At 64.1% G+C, this 18,696-nt stretch carries 16 protein-coding genes and 5 tRNA genes; 5 read left to right on the forward strand and 16 right to left on the reverse strand.

The annotated features are described in order from the left end of the window. Positions 1-2: 2 nt before the first annotated feature. The 13 genes from rpoB to DEBA_RS14755 all read right to left on the reverse strand — a co-directional run bounded on the left by rpoB (position 3) and on the right by DEBA_RS14755 (position 9,958). Positions 3-4,163: a DNA-directed RNA polymerase subunit beta gene (rpoB, locus tag DEBA_RS14695; protein WP_013259736.1), complete on the reverse strand. Its 4,161-nt coding sequence runs from the start codon at positions 4,161-4,163 to the stop codon at positions 3-5. 229 nt (positions 4,164-4,392) lie between these two features. Continuing rightward, the gene (gene rplL, locus DEBA_RS14700; RefSeq protein ID WP_013259737.1) at positions 4,393-4,773 is read right to left on the reverse strand and encodes a 50S ribosomal protein L7/L12; all 381 of its coding nucleotides are present in this window, start codon (positions 4,771-4,773) and stop codon (positions 4,393-4,395) included. A 66-nt stretch (positions 4,774-4,839) separates the two neighbouring features. After that, positions 4,840-5,367, reverse strand: coding sequence for a 50S ribosomal protein L10 (gene rplJ, locus DEBA_RS14705; protein WP_013259738.1), 528 nt, complete (start codon positions 5,365-5,367; stop codon positions 4,840-4,842). A gap of 221 nt (positions 5,368-5,588) precedes the next feature. Further along, positions 5,589-6,299 carry a 50S ribosomal protein L1 gene (gene rplA, locus DEBA_RS14710; RefSeq protein WP_013259739.1) on the reverse strand — a complete coding sequence of 237 codons (711 nt, stop codon included), beginning with the start codon at positions 6,297-6,299 and terminating at the stop codon, positions 5,589-5,591. An 84-nt stretch (positions 6,300-6,383) separates the two neighbouring features. Beyond that, complete coding sequence (rplK, locus tag DEBA_RS14715; protein ID WP_013259740.1) at positions 6,384-6,806, reverse strand: 50S ribosomal protein L11; 423 nt, start codon at positions 6,804-6,806, stop codon at positions 6,384-6,386. A 94-nt stretch (positions 6,807-6,900) separates the two neighbouring features. Beyond that, on the reverse strand, positions 6,901-7,434 hold the full coding sequence (nusG, locus tag DEBA_RS14720) for a transcription termination/antitermination protein NusG (RefSeq protein ID WP_013259741.1): 534 nt from the start codon (positions 7,432-7,434) through the stop codon (positions 6,901-6,903). Between the two features lie 23 nt (positions 7,435-7,457). Continuing rightward, positions 7,458-7,811, reverse strand: a complete 354-nt coding sequence (secE, locus tag DEBA_RS18610) for a preprotein translocase subunit SecE (RefSeq protein ID WP_013259742.1) — start codon at positions 7,809-7,811, stop codon at positions 7,458-7,460. Positions 7,812-7,976: 165 nt separating this feature from the next. After that, a tRNA-Trp gene (locus DEBA_RS14730) sits at positions 7,977-8,053 on the reverse strand. Positions 8,054-8,064: 11 nt separating this feature from the next. Beyond that, on the reverse strand, positions 8,065-8,217 hold the full coding sequence (gene rpmG, locus DEBA_RS14735; protein WP_013259743.1) for a 50S ribosomal protein L33: 153 nt from the start codon (positions 8,215-8,217) through the stop codon (positions 8,065-8,067). A gap of 14 nt (positions 8,218-8,231) precedes the next feature. Next, the gene (tuf, locus tag DEBA_RS14740; RefSeq protein ID WP_013259731.1) at positions 8,232-9,431 is read right to left on the reverse strand and encodes an elongation factor Tu; all 1,200 of its coding nucleotides are present in this window, start codon (positions 9,429-9,431) and stop codon (positions 8,232-8,234) included. Positions 9,432-9,511: 80 nt separating this feature from the next. Next, a tRNA-Thr gene (locus tag DEBA_RS14745) sits at positions 9,512-9,588 on the reverse strand. Positions 9,589-9,696: 108 nt separating this feature from the next. Next, a tRNA-Tyr gene (locus DEBA_RS14750) sits at positions 9,697-9,781 on the reverse strand. 101 nt (positions 9,782-9,882) lie between these two features. Beyond that, positions 9,883-9,958, reverse strand: a tRNA-Thr gene (locus DEBA_RS14755). A 256-nt stretch (positions 9,959-10,214) separates the two neighbouring features. On the opposite strand from DEBA_RS14755, the gene DEBA_RS14760 reads away from it, so the two are divergent. Beyond that, on the forward strand, positions 10,215-11,966 hold the full coding sequence (locus DEBA_RS14760) for an AAA family ATPase (protein ID WP_013259744.1): 1,752 nt from the start codon (positions 10,215-10,217) through the stop codon (positions 11,964-11,966). A gap of 96 nt (positions 11,967-12,062) precedes the next feature. Further along, positions 12,063-13,247: a 12,18-didecarboxysiroheme deacetylase gene (gene ahbC, locus DEBA_RS14765; RefSeq protein ID WP_013259745.1), complete on the forward strand. Its 1,185-nt coding sequence runs from the start codon at positions 12,063-12,065 to the stop codon at positions 13,245-13,247. A 54-nt stretch (positions 13,248-13,301) separates the two neighbouring features. Here the strand turns inward: ahbC and DEBA_RS14770 are convergent, their stop codons facing one another. Then, positions 13,302-13,955 carry an MT-A70 family methyltransferase gene (locus tag DEBA_RS14770; protein WP_013259746.1) on the reverse strand — a complete coding sequence of 218 codons (654 nt, stop codon included), beginning with the start codon at positions 13,953-13,955 and terminating at the stop codon, positions 13,302-13,304. A gap of 42 nt (positions 13,956-13,997) precedes the next feature. After that, a complete protein-coding gene (locus tag DEBA_RS14775) occupies positions 13,998-14,726 on the reverse strand; it encodes a BglII/BstYI family type II restriction endonuclease (protein ID WP_013259747.1) in 729 nt (242 codons plus the stop codon). A 270-nt stretch (positions 14,727-14,996) separates the two neighbouring features. Here DEBA_RS14775 and hemB point away from each other — a divergent pair, with 270 nt between their 5' ends. The 3 genes from hemB (at position 14,997) to DEBA_RS14790 (ending at position 17,158) form a co-directional block, all read left to right on the forward strand. After that, the gene (hemB, locus tag DEBA_RS14780; protein WP_013259748.1) at positions 14,997-15,980 is read left to right on the forward strand and encodes a porphobilinogen synthase; all 984 of its coding nucleotides are present in this window, start codon (positions 14,997-14,999) and stop codon (positions 15,978-15,980) included. After that, complete coding sequence (locus DEBA_RS14785) at positions 15,977-16,999, forward strand: DUF933 domain-containing protein (protein WP_013259749.1); 1,023 nt, start codon at positions 15,977-15,979, stop codon at positions 16,997-16,999. Before hemB ends, DEBA_RS14785 begins: the two co-directional genes overlap by 4 nt. Before the next feature lie 82 nt (positions 17,000-17,081). Further along, positions 17,082-17,158, forward strand: a tRNA-Met gene (locus DEBA_RS14790). A 67-nt stretch (positions 17,159-17,225) separates the two neighbouring features. Here DEBA_RS14790 and DEBA_RS14795 read toward each other — a convergent pair. Further along, positions 17,226-18,599, reverse strand: a complete 1,374-nt coding sequence (locus tag DEBA_RS14795) for an MATE family efflux transporter (protein ID WP_013259750.1) — start codon at positions 18,597-18,599, stop codon at positions 17,226-17,228. Positions 18,600-18,696 lie beyond the last annotated feature (97 nt).

The raw sequence follows: 18,696 nt of genomic DNA on the forward strand, positions 1-18,696 counted from the left end.
GGTTACTCCAGCACGTAGGGGGTCTCCCTGTTTTGCTCCACCAACTCCACGTCCAGGCAAAGGGCTTGCAACTCCTTGACCAACACGTTGAAGCTCTCGGGCAGGCCGGCCTCGAGGTGGTTTTCGCCCTTGACGATCTTTTCGTACATCCTGGTGCGTCCGGCCACGTCGTCGCTCTTGACGGTGAGGAACTCTTGCAACGAGTAGGCCGCGCCATAGGCTTCCATGGCCCAGACCTCCATCTCGCCCAGGCGCTGGCCGCCGAACTGGGCCTTGCCGCCCAGGGGCTGCTGGGTGACCAGCGAGTAGGGCCCGATGCTGCGGGCGTGAATCTTGTCGTCGACCAGGTGGTGCAGCTTTAGCATGTACATGGCCCCCACCGTGACCGTGCGGTCGAAGGGTTCGCCGGTGCGGCCGTCGATCAGCACCGACTGGCCGGTGGTGGGCAGGCCCGCCAGCTCCAGCAGGCGGCGGATTTCGGCCTCGGAGGCGCCGTCGAAGACCGGGGTGGCGATGGGCAGGCCGTCCTCGAGCCACAGGGCGTTGCGCACCAGGCCCTCGTCGCCGCTTTGCGATATCTTGGCCAGTTCCTCGGGCGAGTAAATCTGGGTCAGATAGTCCTTGAGCGCGGCCAAGCGGGCCTCTTTTTCCATCTGTTCCCTGGCGGCGGCCACGGCCTCGGCCAGTTGACCCACGCGTCGGCCCAGGCCGGCGCAGGCCCAGCCAAGGTGCGTCTCCAGCACCTGGCCCACGTTCATGCGGCTGGGCACGCCCAGGGGGTTGAGCACGATGTCCACCGGCGTGCCGTCGGCGAAGTGGGGCATGTCCTCCACGGGCAGGATGCGGCTGACCACGCCCTTGTTGCCGTGGCGGCCGGCCATCTTGTCGCCCACGGCCAGCTTGCGCTTCATGGCCACGTATACCTTGACCATTTTGATCACGCCCGGCGGCAGTTCATCGCCGCGGCGCAGCTTGCCGATCTTGTTCTCGAAGGCCTGGCGGATCATCTCGATCTGCTCGGCGTAGCCGTCAACGATGCGCTCGAAGTCGCTTTGCACGTCCTCGTCGACGCCGGCCAACTCCAGGTGACGCAACTGCTGGAGGGTGACGCCCTTGAGGTCGGCGGCGGTCAGCTCCTTCTTGGCCTCGATGAGCACGCGGCCCATGTCGTTTTTCAGGGGCTTGGCCAGCACGCGGCCCTTGAGGAAGGCCTCGATGTCGTCCATGGCGTTGCGATGGATGATGCGCACCTCGTCGGACTCGTCCTTGAGCAGGCTGGAGACCTCCTCGTCCTCGATGGCCTGGGCGCGCTCGTCTTTTTCGATGCCCTTGCGGCTGAAGACCTTGGCGTCGATGACGATGCCCTCGACGCCCGGCGGCACGCGCAGGGAGGTGTCCTTGACGTCGCCGGCCTTCTCGCCAAAAATGGCCCGCAGCAGCTTTTCCTCGGGGCTGAGCTGGGTTTCGCCCTTGGGGGTGATCTTGCCCACCAGGATGTCGCCGGCCTTGATCTCGGCGCCGATGCGCACGATGCCACTCTCGTCCAGGTTGGCCAGGGCCTCCTCGCCGACGTTGGGGATGTCGCGGGTGATCTCTTCCTTGCCCAGCTTGGTGTCGCGGGCCACCGTCTCGAACTCCTCGATGTGCACCGAGGTGAAGATGTCGTCCTTGACGATGCGCTCGCTGATGAGGATGGAGTCCTCGTAGTTGTAGCCGCCCCAGCTCATGAAGGCGACCATGGCGTTCTGGCCCAAGGCCAGGTCGCCGTGATCCACGGCCGCGCCGTCGGCCAGGATCTGGCCCTTGACCACCCGCTGGCCGCGCACGACGATGGGCTTCTGGCTGATGCAGGTGTTTTGGTTGCTGCGCTGGAACTTGATCAGCTTGTAGATCTTGACCTGCGAATGGGCCTGGGCCGTCAGGGGTTTGTCGTAGCGCACCACGATGCGGCTGGCGTCGACGTCGTTGATCACGCCGTCGGCGGCGGCGACCACGCACACGCCCGAGTCGCGGGCCACCACTTCCTCGATGCCCGTGCCCACCAGCGGGGCCATGGTGCGCAGCACCGGCACGGCCTGGCGCTGCATGTTGGAGCCCATCAGGGCGCGGTTGGCGTCGTCGTTTTCCAAAAACGGCACCAAAGACGCCGCCACCGAGACCAACTGGTTGGGCGAAACGTCCATGTAGTGGACCTCTTGGGGCCCCAGCAGCATGAACTCGCCTTCCTTGCGCACGCTGACCAGATCGTTGACGAACCGGCCCTCGTCATCCAAAAGCGCGTTGGCCTGGGCGATGGGATGATCGGCCTCTTCCAGGGCCGAAAGGAACCTGGTCTCGGCGTGGACCCTGCCGTCGCCGGCGGTGCGATAGGGCGTCTCGATGAAGCCGTAGTCGTTGACCCTGGCGTAGGTGCTGAGGCTGACGATCAGGCCGATGTTGGGGCCTTCGGGCGTCTCGATGGGGCAGATGCGGCCGTAGTGGGTGTTGTGGACGTCGCGCACCTCGAAGCCGGCCCGCTCGCGGGTCAGACCGCCGGGCCCCAGGGCCGACAGGCGGCGCTTGTGGGTGACCTCGGAGAGAGGGTTGGTCTGGTCCATGAACTGGCTGAGCTGGCTGGTGCCGAAAAACTCCTTGACCACCGCCGAGACGGGCTTGGAGTTGATCAGGTCGTGGGGCATCAGGGCCTCGATCTCCTGGAGGCTCATGCGCTCCTTGATCGCCCGCTCCATGCGCACCAAACCGATGCGGTATTGGTTTTCCAACAGCTCGCCCACCGCGCGCACGCGGCGGTTGCCCAGGTGGTCGATGTCGTCGGCCGGACCCTCGGCGTCCTTGAGGTCGATGAGCTGGCGCACGGCCTCCATGATGTCTTCACGGCGCAGGGTGCGCAGTTCCTCGGCCACGTCCAGGCCCAGGCGCAGGTTGACCTTCAGGCGGCCCACCGCCGAGAGGTCGTAGTGCTCGGGCGAAAAGAACAAGTTGTTGAAAAACGTGCGGGCCACCTCCAGCGTGGGCGGGTTGGACGGCCGCAGCTTGCGGTAAATATCGATGATGGCCTCGTCGGGGTCTTCGACCTTGTCCAGTTCGAGGGTGTCGCGGAAGGAGCTGGAACGGGTCTGGCCATCGATGAACAGGGTCGGAACCTCGTCGATGCCGGCGGCGCGCAGCTTGAGCAAAATCTCGTGGGTGATGGGCTGGTTGAGCGAGCAGATCAGCTCGCCCGTGCCGGCGTCGACGAAATCGACGGCGGCGAAACGGCCCAGCAGGTCTTCCTCGCGCACGGGGATGCGGTCCAGGCCCAGTTCCTCCAGGCGTTTGATGGCCCGGCGGGTGATCTTCTTGCCCAGCTTGACCAGGGGCTTTTCGCCCTCGGGATCCTGGATCTCCATGGTGGCCTCGCGGCCCATCATGATCTCGGGCTGGATCTTGCGCTTGACCTGTTCGCCGTCGATGAAAAAGACGTCCTTGACGTACATCATGTCCAGCAGATCCTGGGCCGAGTAGCCCAGGGCCTTCAGGAGCAGGGTCACCGGGAACTTGCGCCGCCGGTCGATGCGCACGTAGAGGATGTCCTTGGGGTCGAACTCCAGGTCGATCCACGAGCCGCGCAGGGGGATGATGCGCGCCGAATAGAGCAGCTTGCCGCTGGAATGGGTGCGGCCGCGGTCATGATCGAAAAAAATGCCCGGGCTGCGGTGGAGCTGGCTGACCACCACGCGTTCGGTGCCGTTGACGATAAAGGTGCCGCGATCGGTCATCAGAGGCAAGGTGCCGAAATAGATTTCCTGCTCCTTGATGTCGCGGATGGACTGAACGTCGGTTTCCTTGTCAATGTCGTAGACCACCAGGCGCACGGTGAGCTTGAGCGGCGCCTCGAAGGTCATGCCGCGGGCCAGGCACTCCTCTTCGTCGTACTTGACCTCGCCGAAATCGTAAGAAACGTATTCCAGGGACGAAGTACCGGAAAAATCACGAATGGGAAAAACACTTCTGAAGACGGCGTGGAGGCCGACATCCCTTCGCGCCGCGTGAGCGACGTCCTTTTGCAGAAAGCGCTCGTAGCTCTGCTTCTGCATATCGATGAGGTTCGGGATGTCGATGATTTTGGCGATCTTGCCGAAGTTTTTGCGGACGCGGGTCCTGGTCTCGGTCGCCTGGCTCATGGACTCTCCTTGAGGAGGGCAACAGGGGAGGCCCGGCAGCACGAAATGTGGCCGGGGCGCCTTGCACGCCTGACAACGGGCGCACGGCGGCACCTGGCCGCCAGCCCTGCTCAGCGGCCCGGCTCCGCCGGGGGCGCAGTGTTGTATCTTCGCGCCGTTGTTGGCCAAAAGGCCAACTGGGCCCCTTGGCCAACAACGACTTATGCACTCGAGGCAGTATTAACGCCTTCTACTTGACTTGCACGACCGCGCCAGCTTCCTCGAGCTGGGCCTTGATGCTCTCGGCCTCGTCCTTGGGCACGGCTTCCTTGACCGGCTTGGGAGCGCCGTCGACCAGATCCTTGGCCTCTTTCAGGCCCAGGCCGGTGATGGCGCGCACGACCTTGATCACCTGGATCTTCTTGTCGCCGGCGGTCTCGAGGATGACGTCGAACTCGGTCTTTTCCTCTTCGACGGCCTCGGCGGCGGCCGGGGCGGCGGCGGCCACGGCCATGGGCGCGGCGGCGGAGACGCCGAAGACATCCTCAAGCTCTTTAATCAGCTCGGACAGCTCCAGCACGGTCATGTTTTTGAGAAACTCGATAACGTCGTTCTTGGTGATATCGGCCATTGTGATAATTCCTTTCGATGCGGGCCGCGCGTGCCGGGCCCGGCGCGTAATGCAAGTCGCGTTTGCCTAGGCGGCGTTCTCCGCCTTTTGTTCCTCGATGGCCTTGAGGGCGTTGAGAAGGCCACGAATGACCTGGGCCAGCACGGTGACGAAGCCCCTGGGCACGCCGTTCATGGTGCCCAACAGCATCGCCAGCAACTGCTCCTTGGCGGGCAGTTTGGCCAGCGCGTCGATCTGGTCGGCCCCGATGGCTTTGCCTTCGACCATGCCGCCCTTGAGGACGAGCTTGTCGTTGATCTTGGCGAAGTCCTTGAGCACCTTGGCCAGCTCGACCGGGTCTTCGTAGCTGATGGCCACGCCGTTTGGGCCTTCCAGGCCATCGGCCAGGACCGCCGAGGACGTACCCTCGGTCGCCCGTCGGAGCAACGTGTTCTTGACGACTTTGTAGTCCAGGCCCTTTTCTTTGAGCTGCGCGCGCAGCTCGGTCATCTTTTCGACCTTCAGGCCACGGAAGTCGGTCAGGATCACGGCCCGAGCGCGACCAAGGCGTTCGGCCATTTCCTGGACCAGGGCCTCTTTCTCGCTACGGTTCACGGTGTCTCCCTCGTTTCTCCTGGACCCGGCCCATGGTCAAAGACCAAAGCGTCTTTGCGCCGCGACTTCTCACGCGCAAGCCCACCCGTTCACGTTTCGGCGGGTGACCTCGGTCATTATGGCTGCCAGCCAGCCGCCCGCTGTCTTCAACACAAAGGGGCGAGCCCAGATTGCTATGTCCGCCCGGCTCGCGCCGGGAATATAACCAAAAAATCAGCCGCCTAGCCCTTGGCCGAGATGGCCTTGACCTCGGCGACATCAAGCCGCACGCCAGGGCCCATGGTCGTCGAAACGGCGATGCCCTTCATGTAGGTGCCCTTGGCCGCCGTCGGCTTGAGGCGGATCAAGGTCTCCAGCAGGGCCTCCATGTTTTCCTTGAGCTTCTCGACGCCGAAGCTGGCCTTGCCGATGGGCGCGTGGATGATGCCGCCCTTTTCGACGCGGAACTCGATCTTGCCGGCCTTGATCTCCTTGACGGCCTTGGCCAGGTCGAAGGTGACGGTGCCGGTCTTGGTGTTGGGCATCAAGCCCCGGGGGCCCAGCACGCGGCCCAATTTGCCAACCACGGCCATCATGTCCGGGGTGGCCACGCAGCGGTCGAACTCCAGCCAACCGCCCTGAATCTTTTCGAGCAGATCCTCGGCGCCCACTTCGTCGGCCCCGGCGTCCCTGGCTTCCTGGGCCTTTTCGCCCTTGGCGAAGACGGCCACGCGCACGGTCTTGCCGGTGCCGTGGGGCAGAACAACGGTGCTGCGGATCATCTGATCGGCGTGGCGGGGATCGACGCCCAGGCGCACGGCCACGTCCACCGACTCGTCGAACTTGGCGAATTTGGCTTCCAGGGCGGCCTGAATGCCTTCCTCGAAGCCGTAGCGCTTGCTGCGATCAATCTTGCCGCGGGCGGCGACAAGTTGCTTTCCACGTTTGGCCATGGCTCGTTCTCCATTTCAGCGGAGTCCCGTGTTCATGCGGCCAGGCCCGGCCTCCACGGGGAATCTATTATTATATACCGTTTGCTAGACGATTTCCAGGCCCATCGAGCGCGCCGTGCCCATGATGGTCTTCATGGCGGCCTTCAAGTCCCTGGTGTTCATGTCTTCCATCTTCTGCTTGGCGATGTCCTCGACCTGCTTCTTGCTGAGCTTGCCGACCTTGACCTTGTTGGGCGTGCCGCTGCCGCCGGGGATGCCGGCCGCCTGGCGCAAAAGCACCGCCGCCGGCGGAGTCTTGGTGATGAAGCTGAAGCTGCGATCGGCGTAGACGGTGATCACCACGGGGATGATCGTGTCGCCAACGCCCTGGGTGCGGGCGTTGAAAGCCTTGCAGAACTCCATGATGTTGGCGCCGTGGGGGCTCAGGGCCGGGCCGATGGGCGGGCTGGGGTTGGCCTTGCCGGCGGGGATTTGCAGCTTGATATTAGCGACGACTTTTTTTGCCATTTGTCATTTCTCCGATGCGGGCCCGCGGACGGCGCGCCTTAGCGGCCATTGCCTGGGCGCCCACCGAGCCGGTTGCGGCCGGAACGCGGCCGCGTCAAACCTTGGTGACCTGCACGAACTCCAGCTCCACCGGAGTCGCCCGTCCAAATATGCTGATCAACACCCGAAGCTTGCCTTTTTCGGGGTTGACTTCCTCGACCGAGCCATTGAAATTGTTGAAGGGGCCGTCGATGACCCGGACCTCGTCGCCCTCCTCGAAGTTGAACTTGGGCCGCGGGGCCTTGGTGCCCTCCTGCATCTGGCTGAGGATGCGCTGGGCCTCCTCGTCGCTGATGGGCGTGGGGTCGGTCTCGGAGCCGCCCACGAAACCCGTGACCTTGGCCGTGTCCTTGACCAAATGCCACGTCTCGTCGTTCATTTCCATCTCGACGACGATGTAGCCGGGATAGAACTTGCGCGACGACTCCCGGCGCTGGCCCTTGACCATCTCCACGACTTTTTCCATGGGCACGAGAATCTGGCCGAAGTAATCATCCAGGCCATGGGAGCGCACCCGCTCCGTGAGCGATTCGCGCACCTTGTTCTCGAAGCCGGAATAAGTGTGGACAATGTACCACTTTTTGGCCATCGCTAAACCAATCCCTTCCGTCGTCAGCCGATAACGTAACCAACGATGCGGGACAGGATGTAGTCCACCATGCCCAAAAATGCCGACACGATGACGACAAGGACCACCACAACGCTGGTGCTGGCGACCGTCTGCTTGCGCGAGGGCCAGACCACTTTCTTCAGCTCGGTGCGGACCTCGCGCAAAAACTGCACGGCCATCGGCCACCATTGGGCCGGGCTGACGGCCGTCTTTTCCTTGGCCGCCGCCTTGCCGGAGGGCTTGGCGTCCTTGGCCCCCTGGGCGGGCTTGGCCTTCTTGCCCTTGTCGGCGGCCGATGCGCCCACCTGACCGGCCTTGGCGGATTCGGCGCTGTTTTTCTTGGTATTATTGGCCATAAGTGCGGCTCACCACCAGAAGCCTGTGCGGGACCATCACAAAGGCTAAAACCGCCCTCTCCGCGCACTTCGCGGCGCGGATTGGCGATTTTTTGCCCCTGCTGTCATCGCTCCGGCCGCGCCTCCCCCCGCTGGAAATCGCGACCACATATGAAGATCGTTAAGTGGCAGGCCTGGAGGGACTCGAACCCCCAGCCTTCGGATTTGGAGTCCGGCGCTCTAGCCAATTGAGCCACAGGCCTGCACTTATTATTTACTTAGCTTCCTTGTGCAACGTATGGTGACCACAAAAGCTGCAGTACTTCTTGAACTCCAGCTTGTCGGGCGTCCGACGCTTGTTCTTGGTGGTCGTGTAGTTCTTGCGTTTGCAATCCTGGCAAACCAGGTTGATGATATCCCTGGGCATTTAAGCGCCCCTTCCTACTCGATGATTTCGCTGATCACGCCGGCGCCGACGGTGCGGCCGCCCTCGCGGATGGCGAAACGAAGCTCTTTTTCCATGGCGATGGGCGTGATCAGGGCCACGCTGATCGAAACGTTATCGCCGGGCATGACCATCTCCACGCCCTCGGGCAGGTCCACCACGCCCGTCACGTCGGTCGTGCGGAAGTAGAACTGCGGACGATAGCCGTTGAAGAACGGAGTGTGGCGACCACCCTCCTCCTTGCTCAGAACGTACACCTCGGCCTTGAACTTGGTGTGAGGCGTGATCGAGCCGGGCTTGGCCACAACCTGGCCGCGCTCCACCTCGTCGCGCTTGGTGCCGCGCAGCAAAACACCGATGTTGTCGCCCGCCTGGCCGCGGTCGAGGATCTTGCGGAACATCTCCACGCCGGTGCACACCGTCTTCTGCGTGTTGCGGATGCCCACGATCTCAACGTCGTCGCCCTGGTTGATCACCCCGCGCTCAACGCGACCGGTCACAACCGTGCCACGGCCAGAGATGCTGAACACGTCCTCGATGGGCATCAAAAATGGCTGGTCAACGTCGCGCACGGGCTCCGGCACGAACTCGTCAACCGCCTTCATCAGGTCGAGGATCGGCTGGCAGTCCGCGCAGCCATCCTTGCCGCAGCCGCAGTTGAGCGCCTTCAGCGCGCTGCCGCGAACGATCGGCGTGTCGTCGCCGGGGAACTCGTACTTGTCCAGAAGCTCGCGAAGCTCCATGTCGACAAGCTCGATCAGCTCCTCGTCGTCGACCATGTCAACTTTGTTCAAAAATACCACGATCGCCGGAACGCCGACCTGACGAGCCAAAAGAATGTGCTCACGCGTCTGGGGCATCGGGCCGTCGTCGGCGCCAACCACCAGGATCGCCCCGTCCATCTGGGCCGCGCCGGTGATCATGTTCTTGATATAGTCGGCGTGACCAGGGCAGTCCACATGGGCGTAGTGACGGTTGGCCGTCTCGTACTCCACGTGAGCCGTGGCGATGGTGATGCCGCGCTCGCGCTCCTCGGGGGCCTTGTCGATCTCGTCGAAGGCCACGAACTTCGCGCCGCCGCGCGCGGCAAGGCACTTGGTGATCGCTGCCGTCAAAGTCGTCTTGCCATGGTCGATGTGACCAATCGTTCCTACGTTCACGTGCGGCTTGGTACGCGCAAACTTTTCCTTGGCCATCTCAATTCTCCTTGTGGCGTCCGCGAATGCGTCCGCGGGGCCCAGGCCACTAAACGATTATGGCGCTGCGAATCAAACGGTGGAGCCCGCGATCGGAATTGAACCGATGAACCTCATCCTTACCAAGGATGCGCTCTACCTACTGAGCTACGCGGGCTGAATCCTTCATCCATATATTATGACACCCGGCCTCGATGTCGGCCAGCCCCAGGGGCAGCCGCCAGAATCTTTCATGCATCGATGACCGCGTGGCGCGTTCCTTTTTTGGTGGTGAGGGGAGGATTCGAACCTCCGAAGGCATCGCCGGCAGATTTACAGTCTGCTCCCTTTGGCCGCTCGGGAACCTCACCACTATATATTTTCAAGCCGCCGAGCCTTGCCGCCCGGCCAACGCTTGCACGCCCTCTGACGCCGACGCCGCGGTTGCCCTCCAGCGCCAGCGGTGGCTGCCTGGAGCTGGCGATGGGAGTCGAACCCGCGACCTGCTGATTACAAATCAGCTGCTCTGCCAGTTGAGCTACGCCAGCAAGAATTCGGCCTCGTTATATACCCCAGCCCGGCCGGGTCGGCAACAGAAAACGACACACCGCCGCCCATCCAGCCGCCGGTGGCCGGAACTGCGGAAATATGACACATAAGCCGCCGCTCGGCAAGAGCTAATCGTAACTTGCCCCCGTGGCTTGCGCACGCCGAGGTCCAACCTTATATTCATTGTAAGTCGCGCATCTTACGGCGACAAGACCATCCAACACGGCCAATCAGGCCTGAAAGGGGCCACCAAATATGCCCGCCAACGCCCTTGACCCCCGCCCCCGCGACGCCCAGCGCGAAGGCGATGAAAACCGCATCCAGGAATACCTGGCCCGCTTCGGCGCGGCCTCGCCCAGCCCCGCGCCCCAGCCCCAGATCGATCAGCACGACACCGACGGCGTGTGGTCGCGCATCAAGTTCGACCTCAAGCCCGACGACCTGGTGGCCTACCTCGACCAGTACATCGTCCGCCAAGAAGAAGCCAAGGCCGTGCTCGCCACCAAGATCTGCACCCATTTCAACCGCGCCAAGTACCTCAGCCGCCTGCAAAACGACGACCCCAGCGACGGCGTGGGCATGATCAAGAACAATATCCTGCTCATCGGCCCCACCGGCGTGGGCAAAACCTACATGATCAAGCTCATCGCCGACAAGCTGGGCGTGCCCTTCGTCAAGGCCGACGCCACAAAATTCAGCGAGACCGGCTATGTCGGCGGCGACGTCGAGGATCTCATCCGCGACCTGGTCCGCGAGGCCGAAGACGACATCGAGTTGGCCCAGTTCGGCATCGTCTATCTCGACGAGGTCGACAAGATCGCCGGGACCAAGGGCCTCCTGGGCCCCGACGTCAGCCGCTCGGGCGTCCAGCGGGCCCTGCTCAAGCCCATGGAGGAAACGGAGGTCGACCTCAAGGTCGCCCACGATCCCATCAGCCAGATCCAAGCCATCGAGCAATATCGCAAGACCGGCCGCGCCGAGCGCCGCCTGGTCAACACCCGTCACATCCTCTTCATCATGAGCGGGGCCTTTGGCGAGCTGGCCGAGGTCATCCGCCGCCGGCGCAACAAGGCCCAACTCGGCTTTTCCAGCCAGATGCGCGCCCAGCTCGACGACCAGGCCATCCTGCACGAGGTCACCGGCGCCGACCTGGTCGAGTTCGGCTTCGAGACCGAGTTCGTCGGCCGCCTGCCGGTGACGGTGGTCCTCGACAAGCTGGAGGCCGACGACCTGCACCAGATTTTGCGCAACCCCAACAACCCCGTGATCATCAGCAAAAAGCGCGACTTCGCCGCCTATGGCATCGAACTGCGCTTCGAGGACGAGGCCCTGCGCAAGCTGGCCGAGGAGGCCGCCACCCTGGGCACCGGGGCCAGGGCCCTGGTCTCGGTCTGCGAACGGGTCTGCCTGCCCTTCGAGCGCCACCTGCCCAGCAGCGACGTGCGCCGCCTGGTCATCACCCCCGAGTGCGTCGACAACCCCGGCCAAGAGCTGCAAATCGTCCTCGGCGCACCCCACGAGCAGGAGCCGCGCTTCGAGGCCGCCGGCCAGTTCGAACGCGCCCAGCTCATGCACATGATCGACCGCCGCCAGGCCATGTACGCCCAGCGCCTGCAAAGCCCCCTGACCCCGGCGCGCATGGCCCTCATCGCCGACGAGTTCCACCGCGTGGGCCTGAGCATGGAGCGGGCCTTCCGCAATGTCCTCGACCGCTTGGACCAGGTGCGGGACTTCGCGCTGGGCTTCAGCCAGAAGTATGGTATAACCATCTCGTTCAGCGAGGACGCCCGCGTGGCCATCCTGGCCGGGGCCGCCGCCGAGGGCGTGGCCGTCGACGAATACTTGAAGCGCCTCTCCACCATCCTGGAGCCCGGCCTCAAGCTGGCCCGTGACCGAACCGGCGTCGACGCCTACGAACTGCCCCGCCAGGCCATCTTCGACACCGACGCCTATCTGCGCCAGGTCTTCGAAGAGCATTTCAGCCAGACGCTGGGCGCGAAAAACTAGCAAAACCACGCCGCCGGAGCAGGCTCGCCCCGGCTCCGGCGGCAGTCGCCCCCCACGCCGGCCGGCGTCGGCTGTTCAGGGCCGGAAAGACAGACCATGATCGGCATCAGCAAGCTCTATTGCGGCACGGTCGAACCGTCCGACGCCATGCGCTATGGCCGCCACTCGGGCAGCCTGCCCAGCCATCTGCTGCAATTTTCCCAAGACAAAAAGCCCGTCGTCGTCTGGAACATGACCAAGGCCTGCAACCTCAGGTGCGCCCACTGCTACGCCCAGGCCAAGGCCACGCCCAACGCCGACGAACTGACCACCGCCGAGGGCAAGCGGCTCATCGACGACCTGGCCGACTATGGCTCGCCGGTAATGCTTTTTTCCGGCGGCGAGCCCCTGGCCCGGCCCGATCTGCCCGAGCTGGCCCGCTACGCCGTGGCCAAGGGCATGCGCGCGGTGATCAGCACCAACGGCACGCTCATCGACCGCGACATGGCCCGCCGCCTAATGGACGTGGGCCTCAGCTACGTGGGCGTGAGCATCGACGGCATGCGCCAGATTCACGACCGCTTTCGCGGCGTGGAGGGGGCCTTTGACATGGCCCTGGCCGGGGTGCGCAACTGCCTGGAGGCCGGCCTGAAGGTGGGCCTGCGCTTTACGATTTTCAAGCAAAACGCCGCCGAGGTTCCGGCCGTGCTGGATCTGCTGGAGGCCGAGGGCGTGCCCCGGGTCTGTTTCTATCACCTGGTCTACGCCGGCCGGGGCAGCAAGCTCATCGACGAAGACCTGGGTCACGCCGAGACTCGCGCCCTGCTCGATCTGATCATGGACCGCGCCAAGGCCATGTTCGAGCGCGGCCAAACCCCCGAGGTGCTCACGGTCGACAACCACGCCGACGGGCCCTACGTCTACCTGCGCCTGCTGCGCGAAGACCCCGAGCGCGCCGCCGAGGTGCTGGAGCTGTTGCAGTGGAACGAGGGCAACAGCTCGGGCCGAGGCATCGGCTGCGTTAGCTGGGACGGCAGCGTGCATCCCGATCAGTTCTGGCGGCACCTGACCATCGACAACGTGCGCAACCGGCCCTTCAGCCAGATCTGGTCGGACCTGAGCCACCCGATCCTGGGCAAGCTAAAGGACAAGCGGCCGCACCTGAAGGGACGCTGCGCCACCTGCCGCTGGCTGGACATCTGCGGCGGCAACTTCCGCGTGCGGGCCGAGGCGGCCACGGGCGACCTCTGGGCCCCGGACCCGGCCTGCCACCTCAGCGACGCCGAGATCGCCAAGCCCTAAACGGACCAGCCGCGCCGCGCGCTAAAAAGCCGCCCGACGCCCGGCCCCGCGCCGTCAGGCCAGCTTGCCCCGCTTGAGGGCAATGACGTTGGCCCGTGAATGATTGGCGTAGGTGTCCCAGCTTGGCGCGTATTCTTCCGACTGATCGCCCCAAGCGAACCAACCTGGACGCCGGCCGCGGGCGAATAGCTCTATGCGCGGCCCCCAACTGCATTTTTCGATCAACTCGTATTGCTCGTCGGGCTTGCGGCTGTGCTCGCGCTTGCGCGAAACCAGCATATTCTCCTGGCTGCGGCCCGGCTGGAGCGTGCGGGCTTGCTTGCCCCGCGTGCCGAACAAAATCATCTCCGTGACGTTTCTGAAGTAGAAACCCACCCCGCGCCGATCCGGGCCGCCGTCCTTGCGCACCTTGTACCAAATCAGGTTCGTCTTGTACGTGAAGCCCCAGTGCGCCATCACTTGCAGGCCGTCGGCCAGCAGGGCGTTGGGCACCCACAGATATAAATGCGCCGTCTCGGCCACGATGGCCTCCACCGGCAGCTCGCGGATTTCCTGAAGCGTCATGGTGGGATAGCGCGACAAGCGCTTGTGCTCCGGGGCCATTTTCCCCGTGCGGTTGCTGAAGCGCCAAGGGGGGTCGGCCAGGACGGTGGCGAATTTCCTGTCGCCCACCGCCGCCAAAAGATCGTCGGAAGCGCTCAAGTTCATGTTTGCATCCTGGTTGAGGTTTCGCTTGCCTGGCCGGCGGCCCTAGAACACGACGACGGTCCTGGGGATGCCGATCAACAACAGCGGACATGGATTGCCCACGCCGCGATTGACTCTGTCTTCGAGCTTGCGCCAATGGGTCGTGGCCTCGCCGAATTTGTCGGACACGAAGACATGAGCCCAGCCGCGCGCGAACGAGCCCTTGGCGGCCACGGATCTTTCGATCAATTTTCTCTGGCGTGACGTAGGGTTGTAATACCGGGCCAACTCGTCGACGCCGCTTATGCCTCTTTGCGCGGCAAAGGCTTCGATCAAATCGCGCATGCCTTCGTGCAGGCTGGCGCCACGCGTGATGATGCCGCCGATGGAGATGGCCCCTTCGGCGTGCAGCCGCTTGAAACTATCCAAGTCACGGTCGTAGAAGGGGTCTTTGTTGTTCCATTCGATTTCCAGGGCGAATGCGCCGCCGGCGAATTTTTTCACGTGGTCGAGCTCGTGGGATGTAGATTCGGTCTGCACGCCGTCGATGATCTTTTTTATTTCGAACTTGTGCTTGGCCCAACCAAATTCATCGGTCAGCTTTTTGCGTAGGCGCTGGGTCAGACCGCCTTCCCCGCCGCCGCCAAGCACAAGCTCTTCGATGGGGATCGTCGCCTCCAGCAAGACCGCCTCCAGCTCTGTGACGGCGCTTGGCATGTCGTGCTTGAGAATGGCTTCGGCATGATGCAGCGCCTTGACGTCGAATCCGCGCTCTTTCAGCTTCTCAAACATTGCCATCTCCCCGCGCCCATCGGCCGACAGAGCGTACGCCATATATCGTGGCGTGAACGCGCTCGGCCTCAACATAGCGCAAGCCGCAACCGCTTGCACGTGTTTTTACCCCGCCCGGCGGCGAAACGACAAGGCGTTGGTGCATGACTAACGGCCACCGTATACCATACACCCGTTTACATCGTCAAGCCGATTTAGGCCATTGACACCCACCGGCCGGCCCGATATTACTGGTGGCGTAGCAATCCCCGGAACCAACGGAGGCCCGCCATGTCCTTTCCCCTGGTGCGCATGCGCCGCCTGCGGCGCAACGAGACCATCAGGCGCATGGTCGCCGAGACCACCCTCGGCGTCAGCGACCTGATCTACCCCATGTTCGTCTGCCCCGGCAAGGGCGTGCGCCAACCGGTGGGCTCCATGCCCGGCGTCGATCGCTTCAGCGTCGACACGCTGGTCGAGGAATGCAAGCAGGTGGCCGATCTGGGCGTGCCGGCGGTGATCCTCTTTGGCATACCCGAGAAAAAAGACGCCCTGGGCCGCGGGGCCTACGACAAAAACGGCCCCGTGCCCCTGGCCCTGCGCGCCCTGCGCCGCGCCGTGCCCGGTCTGGCGCTGGCAGCCGACGTGTGCATGTGCGAATACACCGACCACGGCCACTGCGGCATTTTGGACAAAGACACCGTGCACAACGACGCCACCTTGGAGCTTTTGGCCAAGGCGGCGGTGGTCTACGCCCAGGCCGGGGCCCACATCGTGGCCCCCTCTGACATGATGGACGGCCGCGTGGGCGAGATCCGCGAGGCCCTCGACGAGGCCGAGCTGCCAGACACCCTGATCATGAGCTACGCCGCCAAATACTGCAGCGCCTTCTATGGCCCCTTCCGCGAGGCCGCCGACAGCGCGCCCCAGTTCGGCGACCGCAAGACCTATCAGATGGACCCGGCCAACGTGCGCCAGGCCCTGCGCGAGGTGGCCCTGGACGTCGAGGAGGGGGCCGACATCGTCATGGTCAAGCCGGCCCTGCCCTATCTGGACGTGCTGGCCCACATGCGCGACGAGTTCGACCTGCCGCTGGCCGCCTATCACGTCTCGGGCGAATACTCGATGATCAAGGCCGCGGCCCAACTGGGCTGGATCGACCACGACCGGGTGATGATGGAGTCGTTGCTTTCGATCAAGCGGGCCGGCGCCGACATGATCCTGACCTATTTCGCCAAGGAGGCGGCCAAGCTGCTGGCCGGGGGCGGCAAATGAAGCTGGCCCTGTGCGGACTGCCCTCCAGCGGCAAATCGACGCTTTTTCTGGCCCTCAGCGGCCGCAAGCTGAGCCAGGGCAAGGCCCGCGAGGAGGCCAGCCAGGCCCTTTTGCCCGTGCCGGACGCGCGCGTGGACCGGCTTTCGGCCATGTATCAGCCCAAAAAGACCACCTACGCCCAGATCACGTTCATCGACCCGCCCCAGCCGCTGATCAAGGCCGACGACCCCCTGACCAAGCTGCCGGCCGAACTGCGCGGGGCCGACGCCCTGGTCGAGGTCGTGCGCAACTTCGACGGCGGCCTGGGCGCGCCCCAGGCGGTGGCCGACCACCAGGCCTTTGCCCAGGAGCTGCTGCTGAGCGACCTGATCACCGTCGAGCGCCGCCTGGAGCGCATGGCCCAGGATCGTCAGCGCGGCCGCAAGCAGGACGAAGAAGAGGCCGCCCTGCTGGAGCGGGCCAAACAAATGTTGGAGCAAGAAACGCCCCTGCGCGGTGACGCGGAGTTGGCCGGCCACGTCAAGCTCAAGGGCTTTGGCCTGCTCAGCGCCAAGCCCCTGGTGGTGGTGGCCAACAACGCCGAGGACGACCCCACCCCGCCCGATCTGGGCGACGACAGCGCGCCGGTGGTGATCCGCGCCTCCATCGAGGGCGAGTTGGCCGAGCTGGCCGACGACGAACGGGCCGAGTTCATGGCCGAGCTGGGCATCGGCCAATCGGCCCTGGACAGGCTGATCCAGGCCGGCTACGCGGCCATGGAGCTGATCTCGTTTTTCACCGTGGGCCAGGATGAAGTGCGGGCCTGGACCGTGCGCCGCGGCGCGCTGGCCCCCCAGGCCGCCGGCGTGATCCACTCCGACCTGGAGCGCGGCTTTATCCGCGCCGAGGTCATGGTCTACGACGACCTGCTGGCCCAGGGCTCGGAGGCGGCGGTGAAAAAGGCCGGGCTGTTCAAGCTGGCCGGCAAGGATCACGTGGTCTCCGACGGCGAGATATTGCACGTGCGCTTCAGCGTCTAACGCTTTTGTGCGGCCGATGGGCCGCTTTTTGCCACGCAACCCTTGACAGAACGGCCGCTTGCCTTTAAGAAAGCCTTCGAACGGCGATGTAGCTCAGTTGGTCAGAGCATGCGGCTCATATCCGCAGTGTCCGGGGTTCAAATCCCTGCATCGCCACCAAAATAAAAATTAACGCCGCAATCCTTGGTGGTTGCGGCGTTTTTGCTTTTGGCGGGCGCTGGCGCGGCTAGTTTTCGATCACCCGCATCTCGCGCCACTTGCCGCCGCGATAGCGCAGCCACATCAACAGGCCCAGCGCGCAGACATAGAACGTCAGCACCGCCCAGACCAGATAAGCCTCTGCCCGCAGCACCTCCACCAAAAACCACACCGGCGCGATCATGGCCACCACGGCCATCACGGCGATGACTTTCATGACGTAGGCCGTGTCGCCGGCGCCCTTGATCGCCCCAGTATAGATGATGCCCACGCCGTCAAAGAGGCTGTAGACGGCCACCCAGCGCAGAAAGACCACGCCCATCTCCAGGATGGCCCGGCTTTCGGCGGCGCTTTGGCCCGAGACCAGAAACAACCCGATGATCTGGCGCGGAAAGAGCATGAAGCAGACCAGCACCAGGCTCATCCACGACAGAGTCAAGCGGATGGTGCTGCTGGTGGCCTTGGCCGCGTCGTCGGGCCGGCCGCTGCCGATGGCCTGGCCGACCATCACGCTCACCGCCACCGAAAAACCGATCATCGGCAAAAAGGCCAGCATGTCGATGGACAGGGCGATGTTGGTGGCGGCCAGTTCGATTTTGCCCAAGCGACCGATCATGAAGATGAAAAAAGTGACGGCGAACATGTTCAGGAAAAAATGCACCCCGCCCGGCAGGCCAAAGCGCATCAGCCGGCCGAACAGTTCGGCGTCGAAGGCGCGGTTGCGCCAGACGCCCATGCGGCGGTCGTTCTTGGCCGTGAAAGTCAAGGCCGCCAGCATCAGGCCGATGAAGGTCTGGCCGATGACCGAGGCCCAGGCCGCGCCGACCACGCCCATGGACGGCACGGGCCCCGCGCCGAAGATCATCACGTAATCCAGGGGGATATTCAGCGCCGCGCCGATGAAGTTGGCCACCATCAGCGGCCTGGTGCGGCCCCGGCCGGTGAAGAAGTTGCCCAGGGCCACGCTGAGCAGGGTGGCGAAGGCCCCCAGGCACATCACGCGGAAATAGGCGATCTCCTGCACGCGCACCTCGGGCGGGTGGCCGGCCGCGTCGAAGATGGGTCCGGCGACGAAGTAGAGCCCGGCCATCAGCAGCGAGGCCCCGGCGGCGAAGTAGAGGCCCTGCCACAGCGCCGCGCCCACCCGCCGCCGGCTGCCCGCGCCCACGTATTGGGCGATGAACACGCTGGCGTAGGAGGTCACGCCCATGAACAACGAGACGAACAAAAAGCTGGTGATGCCCGCTGGCAGGGCCGCGGCGATGGCCTCCACCGAGTGGTTGGCCAAAAACACCCGGTCGGTGAACTGCATGAGCGTGTTGGAGGCCATGGACATGACCATGGGCAGGCCGATGCGCAACACGTCGCGATAGCCGTTGGGGGCGGACCAATTATGCAACATGCCGTCACCGCCGCGCGAAGCGAACAACGCGCGCGGACGGGCCACGCGCGTTTTTGGTTGTTGAGATGGGCAAAGCATACCGCCGCCGTCACGCGGC

The organism is Desulfarculus baarsii DSM 2075 (genome assembly GCF_000143965.1).
GTDB classification, from domain to species: Bacteria; Desulfobacterota; Desulfarculia; order Desulfarculales; family Desulfarculaceae; genus Desulfarculus; species Desulfarculus baarsii.